Annotated in this window: 11 protein-coding genes; 8 read left to right on the forward strand and 3 right to left on the reverse strand. The window is 36.7% G+C overall.

The genetic code is table 11. The annotated features are described in order from the left end of the window. Window positions 1-78 precede the first annotated feature (78 nt). From MHH98_RS04690 to MHH98_RS04715, 6 genes are all read left to right on the forward strand, one after another. Window positions 79-894, forward strand: a complete 816-nt coding sequence (locus MHH98_RS04690) for a DUF1444 domain-containing protein (protein WP_038187918.1) — start codon at window positions 79-81, stop codon at window positions 892-894. Continuing rightward, on the forward strand, window positions 891-1496 hold the full coding sequence (ytpR, locus tag MHH98_RS04695; RefSeq protein ID WP_340712255.1) for a YtpR family tRNA-binding protein: 606 nt from the start codon (window positions 891-893) through the stop codon (window positions 1494-1496). The genes MHH98_RS04690 and ytpR overlap by 4 nt, the downstream gene beginning before the upstream one ends. Before the next feature lie 200 nt (window positions 1497-1696). Further along, window positions 1697-5647 carry a DNA translocase FtsK gene (locus MHH98_RS04700; RefSeq protein WP_340712256.1) on the forward strand — a complete coding sequence of 1317 codons (3951 nt, stop codon included), beginning with the start codon at window positions 1697-1699 and terminating at the stop codon, window positions 5645-5647. Window positions 5648-5804: 157 nt separating this feature from the next. Continuing rightward, window positions 5805-7115 (forward strand): UDP-N-acetylmuramate--L-alanine ligase, encoded by a 1311-nt coding sequence (murC, locus tag MHH98_RS04705; protein ID WP_038187915.1) that lies wholly within the window; start codon window positions 5805-5807, stop codon window positions 7113-7115. Window positions 7116-7317: 202 nt separating this feature from the next. Next, on the forward strand, window positions 7318-7791 hold the full coding sequence (locus MHH98_RS04710; RefSeq protein WP_038187904.1) for a DUF948 domain-containing protein: 474 nt from the start codon (window positions 7318-7320) through the stop codon (window positions 7789-7791). Between the two features lie 20 nt (window positions 7792-7811). Continuing rightward, entirely contained in the window at window positions 7812-8405 is a 594-nt protein-coding gene (locus MHH98_RS04715; RefSeq protein WP_051448785.1) for a YtxH domain-containing protein, read from the forward strand. Window positions 8406-8474: 69 nt separating this feature from the next. On the opposite strand, the gene MHH98_RS04720 is transcribed toward MHH98_RS04715, so the two are convergent. Continuing rightward, a complete protein-coding gene (locus MHH98_RS04720; protein WP_038187899.1) occupies window positions 8475-10634 on the reverse strand; it encodes a cell division protein FtsA in 2160 nt (719 codons plus the stop codon). Window positions 10635-10815: 181 nt separating this feature from the next. Here MHH98_RS04720 and MHH98_RS04725 point away from each other — a divergent pair, with 181 nt between their 5' ends. Together MHH98_RS04725 and ccpA are read left to right on the forward strand one after the other, a co-directional pair. Then, complete coding sequence (locus tag MHH98_RS04725; protein ID WP_038187896.1) at window positions 10816-11901, forward strand: bifunctional 3-deoxy-7-phosphoheptulonate synthase/chorismate mutase; 1086 nt, start codon at window positions 10816-10818, stop codon at window positions 11899-11901. Window positions 11902-12006: 105 nt separating this feature from the next. Next, window positions 12007-13005 carry a catabolite control protein A gene (ccpA, locus tag MHH98_RS04730; RefSeq protein WP_076034305.1) on the forward strand — a complete coding sequence of 333 codons (999 nt, stop codon included), beginning with the start codon at window positions 12007-12009 and terminating at the stop codon, window positions 13003-13005. A 70-nt stretch (window positions 13006-13075) separates the two neighbouring features. Here ccpA and MHH98_RS04735 read toward each other — a convergent pair whose 3' ends face one another. Beyond that, window positions 13076-14263, reverse strand: coding sequence for an acetoin utilization protein AcuC (locus MHH98_RS04735; RefSeq protein WP_038187890.1), 1188 nt, complete (start codon window positions 14261-14263; stop codon window positions 13076-13078). Next, window positions 14233-14880 carry an acetoin utilization AcuB family protein gene (locus MHH98_RS04740; RefSeq protein WP_038187887.1) on the reverse strand — a complete coding sequence of 216 codons (648 nt, stop codon included), beginning with the start codon at window positions 14878-14880 and terminating at the stop codon, window positions 14233-14235. The genes MHH98_RS04735 and MHH98_RS04740 overlap by 31 nt, the downstream gene beginning before the upstream one ends. Window positions 14881-14885 lie beyond the last annotated feature (5 nt).

Here is a 14885-nt window from a genome sequence, read left to right on the forward strand (position 1 = left end):
GTGAAAGAAAAACTGTCTGATACGGTTCACAAAAAAGTGAACCGTTTGTTTATGTGAAAATAAAGGGAGTTGAAGCAGTTGAAATCTAAAGAGCTAGTCAAAAAGCTACAAGAACGATTGAGTGATACTCACTTTGAATGGCAATTTGATGAAAAACACAACAAATTAAGATTAGATCATAAAGAGCTAGGTAAAGGAATGGACATATCTTTACCAGGTATCCTCTCTAAATATGAAACGAAAAAAGAACTTGCAATTGATGAAGTAATTTACACAATTCAAGAGACATTTTCAGCAATGGAAAAAGAGCATGCAGAAGGATTTGAGAACATAGATAATATTTTCCCAATCATTCGCTCCACATCTTTTCCGAAAAAATCAAAAGATGGTCATGCTTTCGTTACTACTGATCACACAGCAGAGACACGTATTTACTATGCTCTTGACCTTGGCAATACTTACCGCCTAATCGATGTCGATATGCTAGACAAGCTAAATGTATCAACAGAGCAAATAACAGAAGCTGCACGCTTTCAAATAAGAAAGCTGAATACGAAAGTTAAAAAAGACGTAGTAGCTGAAAATGTTTTCTATTTTTTAAATGAAAATGATGGTTATGATGCAAGTCGTATTTTAAATGATACCTTTTTAAAGGAAATGCGTGGTAAGATTGAAGGGGATATGACTGTGTCAGTACCGCATCAAGACGTGCTAATCATAGGAGATATTCGTAATGAAGCAGGATATGATGTACTAGCACAAATGACTATGCATTTCTTTACAGTAGGCACTGTCCCAATTACATCACTGTCATTTATTTATGAAGATGGCGATTTAGAACCCATCTTTATATTAGCTAAAAACAGAGTGAAAAAGGAGCAAGAGAAAAAATGATCGTATCATACAACAAAGCTTATGTTGGAGACGTTTTACTCGTTCAATTATCGACAGAAGCAATCGTAAAAACTGTGTTAGAAAAGCACGGAGATTTAGTTCTATTAAAAGAAGAATCTACTGGCGAAGTAAAAGGGTTTAACCTTTTTAATGCAAGTGAATATTTGCAAATCGAACAACAAGGTAACGTTGAAATTACGGAAGAGCTAGTAGCAGCAATTGATGCAGCTATCTTTAAGAATGGCGCAACATTAAATTTAGATGTTGACCTAACACCTAAATTTGTCGTTGGTCTTGTTGAAGAAAAAGAAAAACACCCGAATGCAGATAAATTAAATATTTGTAAAGTAAATGTTGGAGATGAAACATTACAGATTGTATGTGGTGCTCCAAATGTTGAAGCAGGTCAAAAAGTGGTTGTAGCTAAAGTGGGAGCAGTAATGCCTTCAGGTATGTTAATCAAAGATGCTGAGCTACGTGGCGTTCCTTCTTCTGGAATGATTTGTTCAGCTCGCGAATTAGCAATACCAAACGCTCCGCAAGTAAAAGGTATTTTAGTGCTTGAAGATGATGCAATTGTAGGTACACCTTTTCAAGCTTAAATAAAATATTATTAAATCGACATACCGAATTATAGGTATGTCGATTTTTTATTTTGTAACAAAAAAGAAATAATTATATTAATATACGAAATGAATTTGAGAAAAATGGTAATTTTCTAGTGCATTCTTTCGCTTCTCATTGCATACTTGGCGTTATTACTGATAAAATGAATGCAACGATTTGGAAAAGAGTGATTCTTATGAAGTGGTTTAAAAATGTAGTTGCTCGTATTATGGGTGACGAAATCGAAGAATATGATAATGAAAAAAAGATTAATAATGACAGAATTAAAATACAAGATACATATGAAGACTATATAGAACAAGAGTTTGAAACAGTACAACAAGAAGATTCTATACCCGCATTTTTACGTAAAAGAGATGCTTTCCGTTTCCCGGTTATATCTGATTCAGAGCGCTCGCAAATGATAAAGAAGGAAACTCCAAGCAAGCAAGCGCCACTACCATCGAATAAGCAAGTTAGACCAAAGCCACAATCCGTTCAACCAGATCAATGGCAAGAACAGAGACAAAAGCAAAAACGAGATCGTTTCCAACCGTCTTCTCAAAATCAAACAACAACGCAAAATAGAAGGTCACCATTTGAAAATCAGGTACAGCAATATCAGGAGTCAGCTCGATTCGAAACACGAGAGCAGCGGAGACCAATAGTGAAGAATGGGTATAACGAGGTGCCATCAAAACAAGAGCGTATTAATCCATTTAACCCAAAGCCAAATTATGATACAACCGCTTCTTATAGGGAACGACCAAGTTCTTCACTAGGTCGTAGATCGGTTGAGAGTGAAACTGAAACTGTGACTACCACAAAGCCAGAGCAAGTAAAAAAGCAAAAGTTCAAACCTACAAATGTACCTTCACCCGTTTATGGTTTTCAAAAGCCACCTTTGCGTTCTACTCATGACCAGCTAGAGGGCCATGAATCCAATGAACTAAAACAGACTGATGATCATTTAGAAGCAACAAAACAGGTTACTGTAGAAGTAATGGAGTCACTACACACCGCTGCTACAGAAGAACATGCCATTGTTGAAACAAAACTAGAGGAAGCTCAAGTTATTACTGAAACAGAAATGAATGCAGCCCAAGCAATTCCTGAAACAGAAATGAATGCAGCCCAAGCAATTCCTGAAACAGAAATGAATGCAGCCCAAGCAATTCCTGAAACAGAAGTAGAAGAAGTTCAAGCTACTGTTGAAACAGAAGTAGAAGAAGTTCAAGCTACTGTTGAAACAAAAGTAGAGGAAGTTCAAGCTACTGTTGAAACAAAAGTAGAGGAAGTTCAAGCTACTATTGAAACAAAAGTAGAGGAAGTTCAAGCTACTGTTGAAACAAAAGTAGAGGAAGTTCAAGCTACTGTTGAAACAAAAGTAGAGGAAGTTCAAGCTACTGTTGAAACAAAAGTAGAGGAAGTTCAAGCTACTGTTGAAACAAAAGTAGAGGAAGTTCAAGCTACTGTTGAAACAAAAGTAGAAGAAGCCCAAGCTACTGTTGAAACAGAAGTAGAAGAAGTTCAAGCTACTGTTGAAACAGAAGTAGAAGAAGTTCAAGCTACTGTTGAAACAGAAACAGCAGAGGCCCAAACAGTTGTTGAAACGATAGTAGAGGAAGTCCAAAAAATTGTTGAAGCAGAAGTAGAAGAAACTCAAGTAATTGCTGAAACAGAAGTAGAGGAAGTTCAAGCTACTGTTGAAACAAAAGTAGAAGAAGCCCAAGCAATTGCTGAAACAGAAGTAGAGGAAGTTCAAGCTACTGTTGAAACAGAAGTAGAGGAAGTTCAAGCTACTGTTGAAACAAAAGTAGAAGAAGCCCAAGCAATTGCTGAAACAGAAGTAGAGGAAGTTCAAGCTACTGTTGAAACAAAAGTAGAAGAAGCCCAAACAGTTGTTGAAACAATAGTAGAAGAAGTCCAAAAAATTGTTGAAGCAGAAATAGAAGAAACTCAAGTAATTGCTGAAACAGAAGTGAATGTAGACCAAGCTATTGATGAAATAATAGTAATGGAAGAACAGCCTCTTGAAGTTGCTATTGAAGAGGGTATAACTGAATCGACTATAAAAATGGAAGAAGTAAATGATCAATATAGTGATTGTGAGGAAATTGCCTCTCCAACTACTGGTGAAGAGCCAATCCAACAACAGCTAATACCTGTTGCAATTAAAGAGCTGAATGAAATCGTAGATCAAAATCTAGAAGTAAAATTAGTTGGGCAGGCACAAACTTCCATAGAGGAGATTACTATAGAAGAAAAACCTGCCATTGTCGAAGAACTTATTCGCCGAGCGGAAGATCCTGAAGATGAGCTTTTAAAATCAGAAGATATAATTGTAGAAGCAACTATAAAGCCATCTGAAAAAGTAGAACAAATAGAGGAACCATCTTCAAAAGAGGAAGAGTACCAAGAGCCAGTAAAAAAAGAAGAAAGTAAACTTCCATTTAATGTTCTTATGTTAAAAACAGATAAAGAGAAATGGGCACTGAAAGAAGCAAAGACTAAGCAATTATTAAATACGAGCGTAGAAGAAACTGTTCTCCCTTTAGTCGTAAAAGAGCAGCCTGTTGCAACGAGTATTACAGAGAACCCTATACAACAACCCATATTAGAAACATATACGGTGTCTGATAATCAAGAAGTTGCGGCGACAACAGTAGAGCCAGTCATCGAACCTGAAATTGAAGAGCCTATGCCATCACGCATTAACGAAAACCTTGACGAATCTCTAAAATATTTAGAGTCACCAGAGGAAAAGACAGAGGATTTTGAATGGATGGATATGCAAGGTGAGAAACTAATTGAGGCACTCTCATATTTTCAAGTAAAAGGAGAGATTGTTCAAATTGTGCAAGGACCTGCAGTAACGCAATTTGAAATTACAGTTGGTCATGGTACCAAGGTGAGTAAAATACGTAATTTAGCAGATGATTTGAAACTGGCTCTAGCTGCTAGGGATATACGTATTCAAGCTCCGATTCCAGGTAAGAGCTCAATCGGAATTGAAATTCCAAACCAAAAATCACGACCAGTGCGTATTTCTGAGATTGTTGGTGACCAGTTATTTATTGATTCAGATTCGCCTCTTGAAGCAGCGTTGGGTTTAGATTTAACAGGAAAACCGGTAACGCTTGATCTTCGTAAAATGCCTCATGGATTAATTGCAGGGGCAACTGGATCTGGTAAATCTGTTTGTATTAACTCAATTTTGGTTAGTCTATTATTAAAAGCTAGCCCACAAGATGTGAAGCTGCTTTTAATTGACCCTAAAATGGTGGAATTGGCTGCATTTAATCATATTCCTCATTTAGTGAGCCCGGTGATTACCGATGTCAAGGCAGCTACTGCAGCTTTAAAATGGGCTGTAGAGGAAATGGAAAGACGTTATCAGTTGTTTGCACATGTTGGCGCGCGAGATATTACTCGATACAATGCAATGGTTGAAGAAGAACGAAAATTTTCATTAAAAATGCCATATTTAGTGATTGTCATCGATGAATTAGCAGATTTAATGATGATGGCTCCTACTGATGTGGAAGAAGCTATTTGTAGAATTGCTCAAAAAGCAAGAGCTTGTGGTATACATTTAGTACTTGCAACTCAACGCCCATCTGTAGACGTTATTACGGGGCTAATTAAGTCTAATATTCCGACACGTATTGCTTTCTCTGTATCATCTCAAATTGATTCACGTACAATATTAGATAGCCAAGGAGCGGAGCGATTATTAGGTCGTGGTGATATGCTGTACTTAGGTAATGGAATGTCTGGGCCTATTCGTGTGCAAGGTACATTCGTAACGGATGAAGAAATAGAAGCTGTGACAGACTATATGCGATCGCTAGGCGAGCCGGAATATATTTTTGAACAAGAAGAATTGTTGAGAAAAGCTGAGGCTATTGAGGAACAAGATGAGTTATTTGAAGAAGCATGCCGACACATTTGTGAGCAAGGTACAGTTTCTACATCTTCTTTACAACGAAAATTCCATATCGGTTATAATCGAGCAGCCAGATTAGTAGACATGATGGAAGCTCAAGGATTTATCTCAGAGTCAAAAGGTACAAAACCACGTGATGTTTTTTTGAAAACACAAGATTTAGAGAATCTCTTTAATAACGGATATGATGAAATGTAAATTATTTATGACTAATGTCTTATTACTTATAAATAATAAAAGTGAAAGAGTGGGAATTATCGTTTATTTTAGAAGTGTAGTAATCCATGCTATAATGTAATATGTTTTAAAGATTTGATTAATCAAGGGTAAGGAAACTTTCCCGGGAGGTTTCAACATGACAGTTTATCATTTTACAGGAATTAAAGGATCAGGAATGAGTTCACTTGCACAAATTCTATTTGATTCAGGTGAGACGGTTCAAGGTTCCGATATCGAAACATACTTTTTTACAGAGGATCCTCTAAGAGAGCGCAATATTACCATCTTGCCTTTTGATGAGAACAACATTCAACCAGGAATGATTGTAATTGCGGGTAATGCTTTTACGGACGAGCACCCAGAGTTAGTAAAAGCCCGTGAAATCGGTGTAGAAGTAATTCGTTATCATACATTCCTAGGGAAATATTTAGAACAATATACATCAGTCGCTATTACAGGAGCCCATGGTAAAACTTCAACAACAGGTTTAATGTCTCATGTGTTAGAAGGAGACAAGCCGACTTCTTTTTTAATTGGTGATGGTACTGGTGGCGGGGCAGTAGGCGCTCAAAACTTCGTAATGGAAGCATGCGAATACCGCCGTCATTTCTTAGCATATCATCCAGATTATGCAGTGATGACGAATATTGATTTTGATCACCCTGACTATTATAAAGACATAGAAGATGTGTTTGATGCGTTTCAATCAATGGCATTACAAGTGAAAAAAGCTATTATTGCTTGTGGTGACGATGAACACTTACAAAAAATTCAAGCTAATGTACCAGTAGTATTTTACGGCTTTGGTTCTGAAAATGATTTTGAAGCGCGTAATGTAGAAAAAACAACTGAAGGGTCTACCTTCGATGTTTTCGTACGCAACGAATTTTATAGTAAATTCCATATTCCAATGTTTGGAGATCATAATGTATTAAATACACTTGCCGTGATTTCTTTATGCCATTATGAAGGAGTTCCAGCGGAAACGATTCAAGCTCGCCTAAGTACTTACGATGGTGTTAAACGTCGTTTTACTGAGACAGCAATTGGCGCTCGTACATTAATTGATGATTATGCTCACCATCCTACAGAGATTAGAGCAACGATTCAATCTGCACGACAAAAATACCCGAATCGCGAAGTTGTAGCTATTTTCCAACCACATACATTTACACGTACTCAAGCTTTTTTACAAGATTTTGCGGATAGTTTAAGTGAAGCAGATAGTGTTTATCTTTGTGATATTTTCAGCTCTGCGCGTGAAAAATCAGGTGCTCTGTCTATACAAGATTTAGTAGATCTAATTGAAGGCAGTAAATTATTGAAGTTAGAAAATATACCTTCTTTAATAGAGCATAAAGAATCTGTATTCTTGTTTATGGGTGCAGGCGATGTGCACAAATTCCAAGAAGCATTTGAAGCTCATTTATTAGAAAAAGACGCATAATACAAGTGAAAATATATAAAAAAACAGTTTAACCTCTTCTTGAGGCTGAGCTGTTTTTTTAATGGAAAATTCTTTATTTTTGTAGTATAGTGATGATGATTAGCAGGATTTAGCAATGTTTTGTTGAATGTATTGTAATATGTTATGTTTAAATACATTCATTTTGTGGGAACTTAAATGTATATAGTTAGGAGGGTGTAAGATGATAGTTATTTTGTATATAGCAGCACTAGTTGCGGCTATAGGGTTCCTTGTTTTATGTATTGGTTTAACAATGACATTAAATTCGTTGAAAACAACGTTGAATAATGTAGCGAATACAATGGCTGGAATTGAAGGTCAAATGCAAGGAATTACACGTGAGACAACAGGCTTGTTAGAAAAAACAAATAGTTTGGCAGAGGATATTCAGGATAAATCTAAACAACTGAATACCGTAGTTCAAGCCGTTAAAGGTTTTGGTGATTCAGTAAATGGATTGAATAATTCAGTACAACAAGTAACATCTTCTATTTATTCAAACGTTTCGAAAAACAGCGATCAGATTGCTCAAGTTATTCAATGGAGTAACGCTTTTATGGGAATACGTGGTAAGATGAAAGAGCGTAAAGCAAACGGTGAAACAGTTACGGTGAATACACTAGATGAAACTGTTAAGCGAAAAAGAAGAAAATAAGATTTTGGGAGGCGCTAGGTATGTCAGAACAAAAACCGAATTACAATGATGTGAGAAATAATTATGATGTTTATGGTAACCAAGGAATTGAGGGTTCGGAAGTGAATGCTTACTTACCACAACCTTATGAACATAAAACTGAATCTCTCTATGACGAATCAAATGTAAATGTAAAAGATTTTGTGATTGGCGCATTTGTCGGTGGTATTGTTGGGGCTGCTGCAGCGTTATTTTTAGCTCCTAAAACAGGTAAAGAATTGCGTGATGATGTGGCAACACAAGCTAGCCAAATTAAAGAAAAAAGCATTGAGCTTTCTTCCACTGCAAAGGAAAAATCAGCTCAAATTTCAAAAACACTACAAGAACAATCAGGTCAATTAGTTGATAAAGTAAAATCAATCAAATCTAAAACAACTCAGCCATTGGATGATGGAACGGCTTCTTCTGAAGGCGAAGAGCCGATAGATATCATGGAAACTATGGAAAAAACGATTGCAGAATACGAAGCAGAAACTAATGAGCCGACGGCGGTAAGTTTGGCTCTTGAAGAAGCAGTAGAAGTAGTCGAGTCTGTAACGAAAGAAGCAAAAGCTGAAGCGTCAAAAAACAGATAATGTATTCATAAGTAAAAAGCTATCTCAAAGTTCGTTATTAGAACATTTGAGACAGCTTTTTTTCGTTATTTATAAGATTTCTTGCTCTACTTTATTTAATGTAATAGAAAGTCGATCGCCACCGAAGATTTCTGCATCGAATTTTGAAGGTTTTTCATTACGTAATATTGAAAATGAGCCTTTGAAATCTGTAGGTAATTGCCAATTGGAAAAACGGAATACATCTTGGTAAATCCAGTTACTAGTATCTTTTGTTACAAATTGAATTTTAGCACCGTTTGGTATGACGTCTGATTTATGTGCAATTTCTCCGTTGATATAAACGGTTATACAATTTTTATTCAACTCTAATGTTTCATCTTGGAATGTTACAATTATACGATCTTCTATTTGGATATTAAGGCGCTTAGCGATTAGTTCAACTGTCGGCAATTCGGTCATTTGGATGGTTATGCGGTCATTGTGCTTCATAGCATAGTGAAGTTTTGTCGGAAGACTATTAAGCGATAAACTACTCGCGAATTCAGGTAAATTTACTGGCTTGTTGTCAATGAAAATTGTAAATGGTGTTATTCGTTTAATAAAGGCTTGATTGTTAGTCCAATACAAAATTTCTTCTATGGTATCGGCTGTTTTAATAGAAACAATGTCTCGATCTTTCAATTGCGTATCCGAGGAGACTGATTGGCCATTTACCGTGATTTTCGGTTGTATTTCGTATGATAAATCTTGGATGTATACTTTTTTAACACCAGCATCATCTAATATATCTTTTACCGAAGCTTGAGCAGGTGCTCCGTTTTCGCCTTCTTTTAACTCGATGATATCACCATTTTGTATGAGGTGTTTGGTGTTTGCTTTATTACCGTTGACGAAAATTTCAGTTGGACTACCATGACCACCAGGTATAAAGATATCCTGATCGTTTACTTTAATTGAAAGAGCTAGACCTGGTTTACCGTATAATTTTGTAGCTAAAACATTGGCTGCAAGTAATGCGTCTGACACAGTCATCTCTTTTAATTCAAATAAACGGATGATTTGTTTATTTACTTCGACCGTCATATATTTTATTGGTGCTCGTTTTGCGGCAATGGCAATACCAATAGGTGTTACAAGTTCAGGAGAGGCAGGCACATGATCCTCCCTTGTGAGTTGTTGAATGGCATCAATCCCTCGAACTGCCACCCTATTTTCTGGTAACTCTAAAACTCTGCAAAGTTCCATTGGTAAATCCGGTGTTAAACTGCCACCACCTACTAGTAAAACGGCTTTTGGAGCAATTTGGTTATTTAATCGTAAAATTTCAGTGCCAATCGCTGTAGCAAGTTGTACGACTGCTGGACGTAATTTTTCCATTATTTCAGAGCGTGGGTAAAACTGATCGAAGCCTAATATATCTTGAATATTAATCTCTTCTTGCATAGCCATTTCTTTTTTTGCTTTTTCAGCAACTGGGAAGTCTAGTAAGTAATGGTCACTTAACGCCTCTGTAATTTCATCACCAGCTGTAGGTACCATTCCATAAGCTACAACTGTACTTTTATCTGTAATGGCGATATCTGACGTACCTGCACCTATATCCACTAGAGCGACATTTAATCGGCGCATTGTGGGAGGAATTAACGCATTGATGGCTGCAATTGGTTCAAGGGTTAATGCTTCCATTTCTAAATTTGCACGTTTAAGAGCAGCTAACAGCGATTCTACGACGACTCTTGGTAAGAAGGTGGCAATTACTTCAACTGAAGCTTCCTCGCCTTGTTGGTCAATTAAACTGCCAATTTCTTCTTGGTCTAAACGGTAGTATAAAACTGAATAGCCAACACAATAATAATGACTAGTATTATTTTTATCTTCTTTATTTTGTAATAGTTGTTGCTGGGCTTGTTGAACAGCAGCTAATTCTAAACGGCTGATATCATCTTCAGTGAAAGCAAGTCGGTTTTTTATATTAATAGTGACAGCAGCTTGTTCAGTTTTTAAGGCTCGACCGGCAGCAGCAACACTTACTTTATGAAGAGGGCCGTGTTTCTCTTCAAGTTGAGTTTTAATTTTCTCTATTAAAGTAGCTACATGTAATACATTATGTATTTGACCATCTACCATAGCACGTTCCTTGTGTTCTTCAATCATTAAGTCGACAACGTGGAAATTTTCACCTTGTTCTTCTATAATTATTCCAACTACAGATCGTGTACCTATATCTAATGCAAATAGCTTAGACATCGTGTTTTGCCACGTCCTTTCATGTGCATTTAAAGCAATATACTTCGCCGCGTTGAAGCGTTAAAGAAATATTGCGTGACTTTTGTAAAAATATTGATTATAATATTCATATTATCTAAAAATGTATCACAGTTTTCAGTCTACTGAAAGTACCTGATACGAGGAAGTGAGGAGAAACGCAATGAGTCATCAAAATTTAGATCACTTACGTGACCGCGTAGACGCATTAAACCTTGAAATTTTAAGTTTAATTAACGAACGTGCAGAAGTCGTACAAGAAATTGGTAAGATTAAAGAAAAACAAGGTGTTAATCGTTATGATCCTCTTCGTGAGAGACATATGTTGAACCTTTTGAAAGAAAATCATGAAGGTCCACTTAGTCAAGGTACGATTGAACATATTTTCAAAGAAATCTTTAAATCAGCATTAAAATTACAAGAAACAGATCATAAAAAAGAATTATTAGTATCTCGTAAACGGAAACCAGAGGATACAATTGTGAATATTAACGGAGAAGCAATTGGTTCTGGAGAACCAACATTCGTATTTGGTCCATGTGCGGTAGAATCTTACGAACAAGTAGCAGCAGTTGCTGAATCGATTCAATCAAAAGGTCTGAAAATGATTCGTGGCGGAGCTTACAAACCACGTACATCTCCATATGACTTCCAAGGACTAGGTCTTGAAGGTTTGAAAATTTTAAAACAAATTTCAAAGGAATTCGGTTTAGCTGTAGTTTCTGAAATTGTTACACCATCACATTTGGATGAAGCGCTAGATCATATCGATGTTATCCAAATAGGTGCACGTAATATGCAAAACTTCGAATTATTAAAAGCTGCGGGAGCGACAAATAAACCTGTACTTTTAAAACGTGGTTTAGCAGCAACAATTGATGAATTCATCAATGCTGCAGAATACATTATCTCAAAAGGTAATGATCAAATTATTCTATGTGAACGTGGTATTCGCACATATGAAAAAGCGACACGTAACACATTAGATATTTCAGCTGTTCCGATTTTAAAACAAGAAACACATTTACCAGTATTTGTAGATGTAACGCACTCAACTGGTCGTCGTGATTTACTATTACCATGTGCTAAAGCGGCCATTGCTATTGGAGCAGATGGTGTTATGGCAGAAGTTCATCCAGATCCAGCAGTAGCATTATCGGATGCTCAACAACAAATGAGCATTCCACAATTCGATGAATTCTACGAAACTCTACAAAAGTTCATGAAATCTTACGAAATACAAGCATAATAGGGGGTGACGATTCGAATTACTAGAATCGTCACCTTTCTTTTGTTGAAAAATCTTTGCTAATTGTCGTATCATAAAAAGAAGAAAAGAAAAGGAGGTCATCAAGTGACCGTTACAATTTATGATGTTGCACGTGAAGCAAATGTTTCTATGGCGACAGTTTCACGTGTCGTCAATGGCAACCCAAACGTTAAGCCGTCAACTAGAAAAAAAGTTCTTGATGTAATTGAACGCTTAGAATATAGACCAAATGCGGTTGCTCGTGGCTTAGCAAGTAAAAAAACAACGACAGTAGGCGTTATCATTCCGGATATATCCAATATTTTCTATGCTGAACTTGCTAGAGGTATTGAAGATATCGCGACAATGTATCGCTATAATATTATTTTATCCAATTCTGATCAACGAGAAGAGAAGGAACTTCAGTTATTAGATAATATGTATGGTAAGCAAGTTGATGGAATTGTTTTGATGAGCGAGCAAGTCACAGAAGAGTTATTAGATAAAATGGGACATTCCCCTGTACCAATCGTTTTGGCAGGTTCAATTGACCGAACACAAGAAATACCATCTGTAAATATAGATTATTTACAAGCCGCTTATGAAGCTGTTAGCCGACTAATAGATAATGGCCATAAACGAATTGCTTTCGTGTCAGGACCATTCACTTCTACGATAAACCGAGAATATAAATTTGCTGGCTACAAAAGAGCATTAGAAGAAGCCGGAATTGAATTAGCTGACAATCTTGTTATAGCTAATGAAGATTCTTATGATAGTGGTATCGAAGATTGGTCAGAGTTAAGCAAGCTTGAAAATGCACCAACAGCCTTCTTTGCAGGTAGTGACGAGCTAGCCATAGGAATTATCCATGGTGCACAAGATGCAGGTAAGAAAGTACCGGACGATATTGAAGTAATTAGTTTTGAAAATTCGAAGCTAGCACGTATGGTACGTCCTCAATTAACAAGTGTTGTATTACCGCTGTATGATATAGGTGCGGTTTCAATGCGCCTTTTAACTAAATTTATGAACAAAGAAACAGTGGAAGAAGGAATTGTTATACTTCCACACCGCATTGAAGAACGAGATTCAGTAAAATAAAAACTTAAATAAAAAAGGATCGCTCTAGCATCGTGTGAAAGACGATAGGAGCGATCCTTTTTATGTACGTTTAGCTTTTGATAGAACGAATCAGGTACAATGCTTTTTCTAAAATTTGATGATTTTTTTCGGTGATTTCTACTTTTCGTGGCACTTCATTATACATATTAATTGGATCCATCCAAGTAGGAATTAGGGTGACTGGAGATTCGGTCTGCCACTTCTCTAACCAAGCAGACGGAAGCGGCCCATCAGGAGCTTTTTGGTCAGTCATTTCTGTCCAAATAAGTGACCATGCTCTTGGAACTACACGCCAAATATCATAGCCGCCACCACCTACTGCAATCCAGCGGCCATCACAATATTCATGAGCTAGCTCATGAGCGATTCGTGGAATTTCTTTATAAATCTTCATCGAACCATACAGATGAGTTAAGGGATCAAAATAATGAGCATCTGCACCATTTTGTGTCAAAATCACATCTGGTTTGAAATGATCGACTATTTCTCTAAAGGCTGTTTCATAGATGTCCAAAAATGACTCATCTTCTGTAAAAGCATCAATTGGTAAATTGAAGGAAGTACCATGACCCTCACCAGTTCCTCTTTCTGTAACGTTTCCAGTGCCAGGAAATAGATAACGACCTGTTTCGTGAATAGAAATAGTGCACACATTTGGATCATCGTAGAAGCTCCACTGAACACCGTCACCATGATGTGCGTCTGTATCGATATAGAGTACTCTAGCATTGTATTTTTGTTGCATATACTTAATGGCTACAGTGCTGTCATTATAGATACAAAATCCCGATGCACGACCTTTAAAGCCGTGATGAAGTCCACCACCTAAATTAGCAGCATGCTTTGCCTTTCCTTGCATCACATAATCGCATGCAGTTAATGTACCACCAACGATATGAGCACTCGCTTCATGCATAAATGGAAAGATGGGAGTATCCTCTGTGCCGATGCCATACTGCTCACCCTGTTCATTTGTTATTTCACCGTGGCCAGCTTTTTTTACTATATCCATATACTTTGAATCGTGACCGAGAAGAATTTCTTCATCTGTTGCGATACGTGGTTCAACAATATCGGCTTTATTTAAGGCACCAAGTTCATTTAGTAAATCAACTGTTAAAGTTAGTCTTTTTTGATTAAAAGGATGAGTGTCTGAAAATTTATATCCAAGCTGATTATCTGAGTAGATGAATACGGCGTTTTTTTCTACATTTTCATGCCCGGCATATTTGGCCATAGCACCTCAAACCCTTCTTTTCGTAAATCCTCAATGATGGAAAGAGGATTCATGATTTTTACTCGAATAGATAGTATTTTCATCTCATCAAACTCTTTATCTGGATATACTAAGACACTTAATACACTCGCGTGGTGCTTATGGAATACTTTTGTTACTTCAAATAATATGCCAACGATATCTGGTACACGAATTTCAATATGTGAACTTGGTTTGTTTGCTCCAGTTAACTCAATATAGTTATAGAGTAAGTCTGTTCCTGTTACGATTCCTACTAATTTACCACCGCTGATGATAGGTAAACAACCGATGCGATGTTCATAGAAAATAATGGCGATTTCTTCGACGAAATCAAGTGGATGACCAACAATTATATTCTTTGTCATAATATTTTCTAATGGTTGGTCATAGATACCTTCGTCTGGTATTTTGAGCAGGGAAGAAGGAAGCGCGTTTTTTATATCCCTTTCTGTCACTAGGCCAATAACTTCATTAGCTATATTTGTAATAGGTAAATGACGAATCTGTTCTTTTTTTAGTAGTTGAACAGCCTCCTTAATAGTGTTGGATGGCTTTAAGGAGAACACAGTTGAATTCATGATTTCTTCAACAATCATAGACA

This window comes from Viridibacillus sp. FSL H8-0110, assembly GCF_038003565.1.
Lineage (GTDB): Bacteria > Bacillota > Bacilli > Bacillales_A > Planococcaceae > Viridibacillus > Viridibacillus arenosi.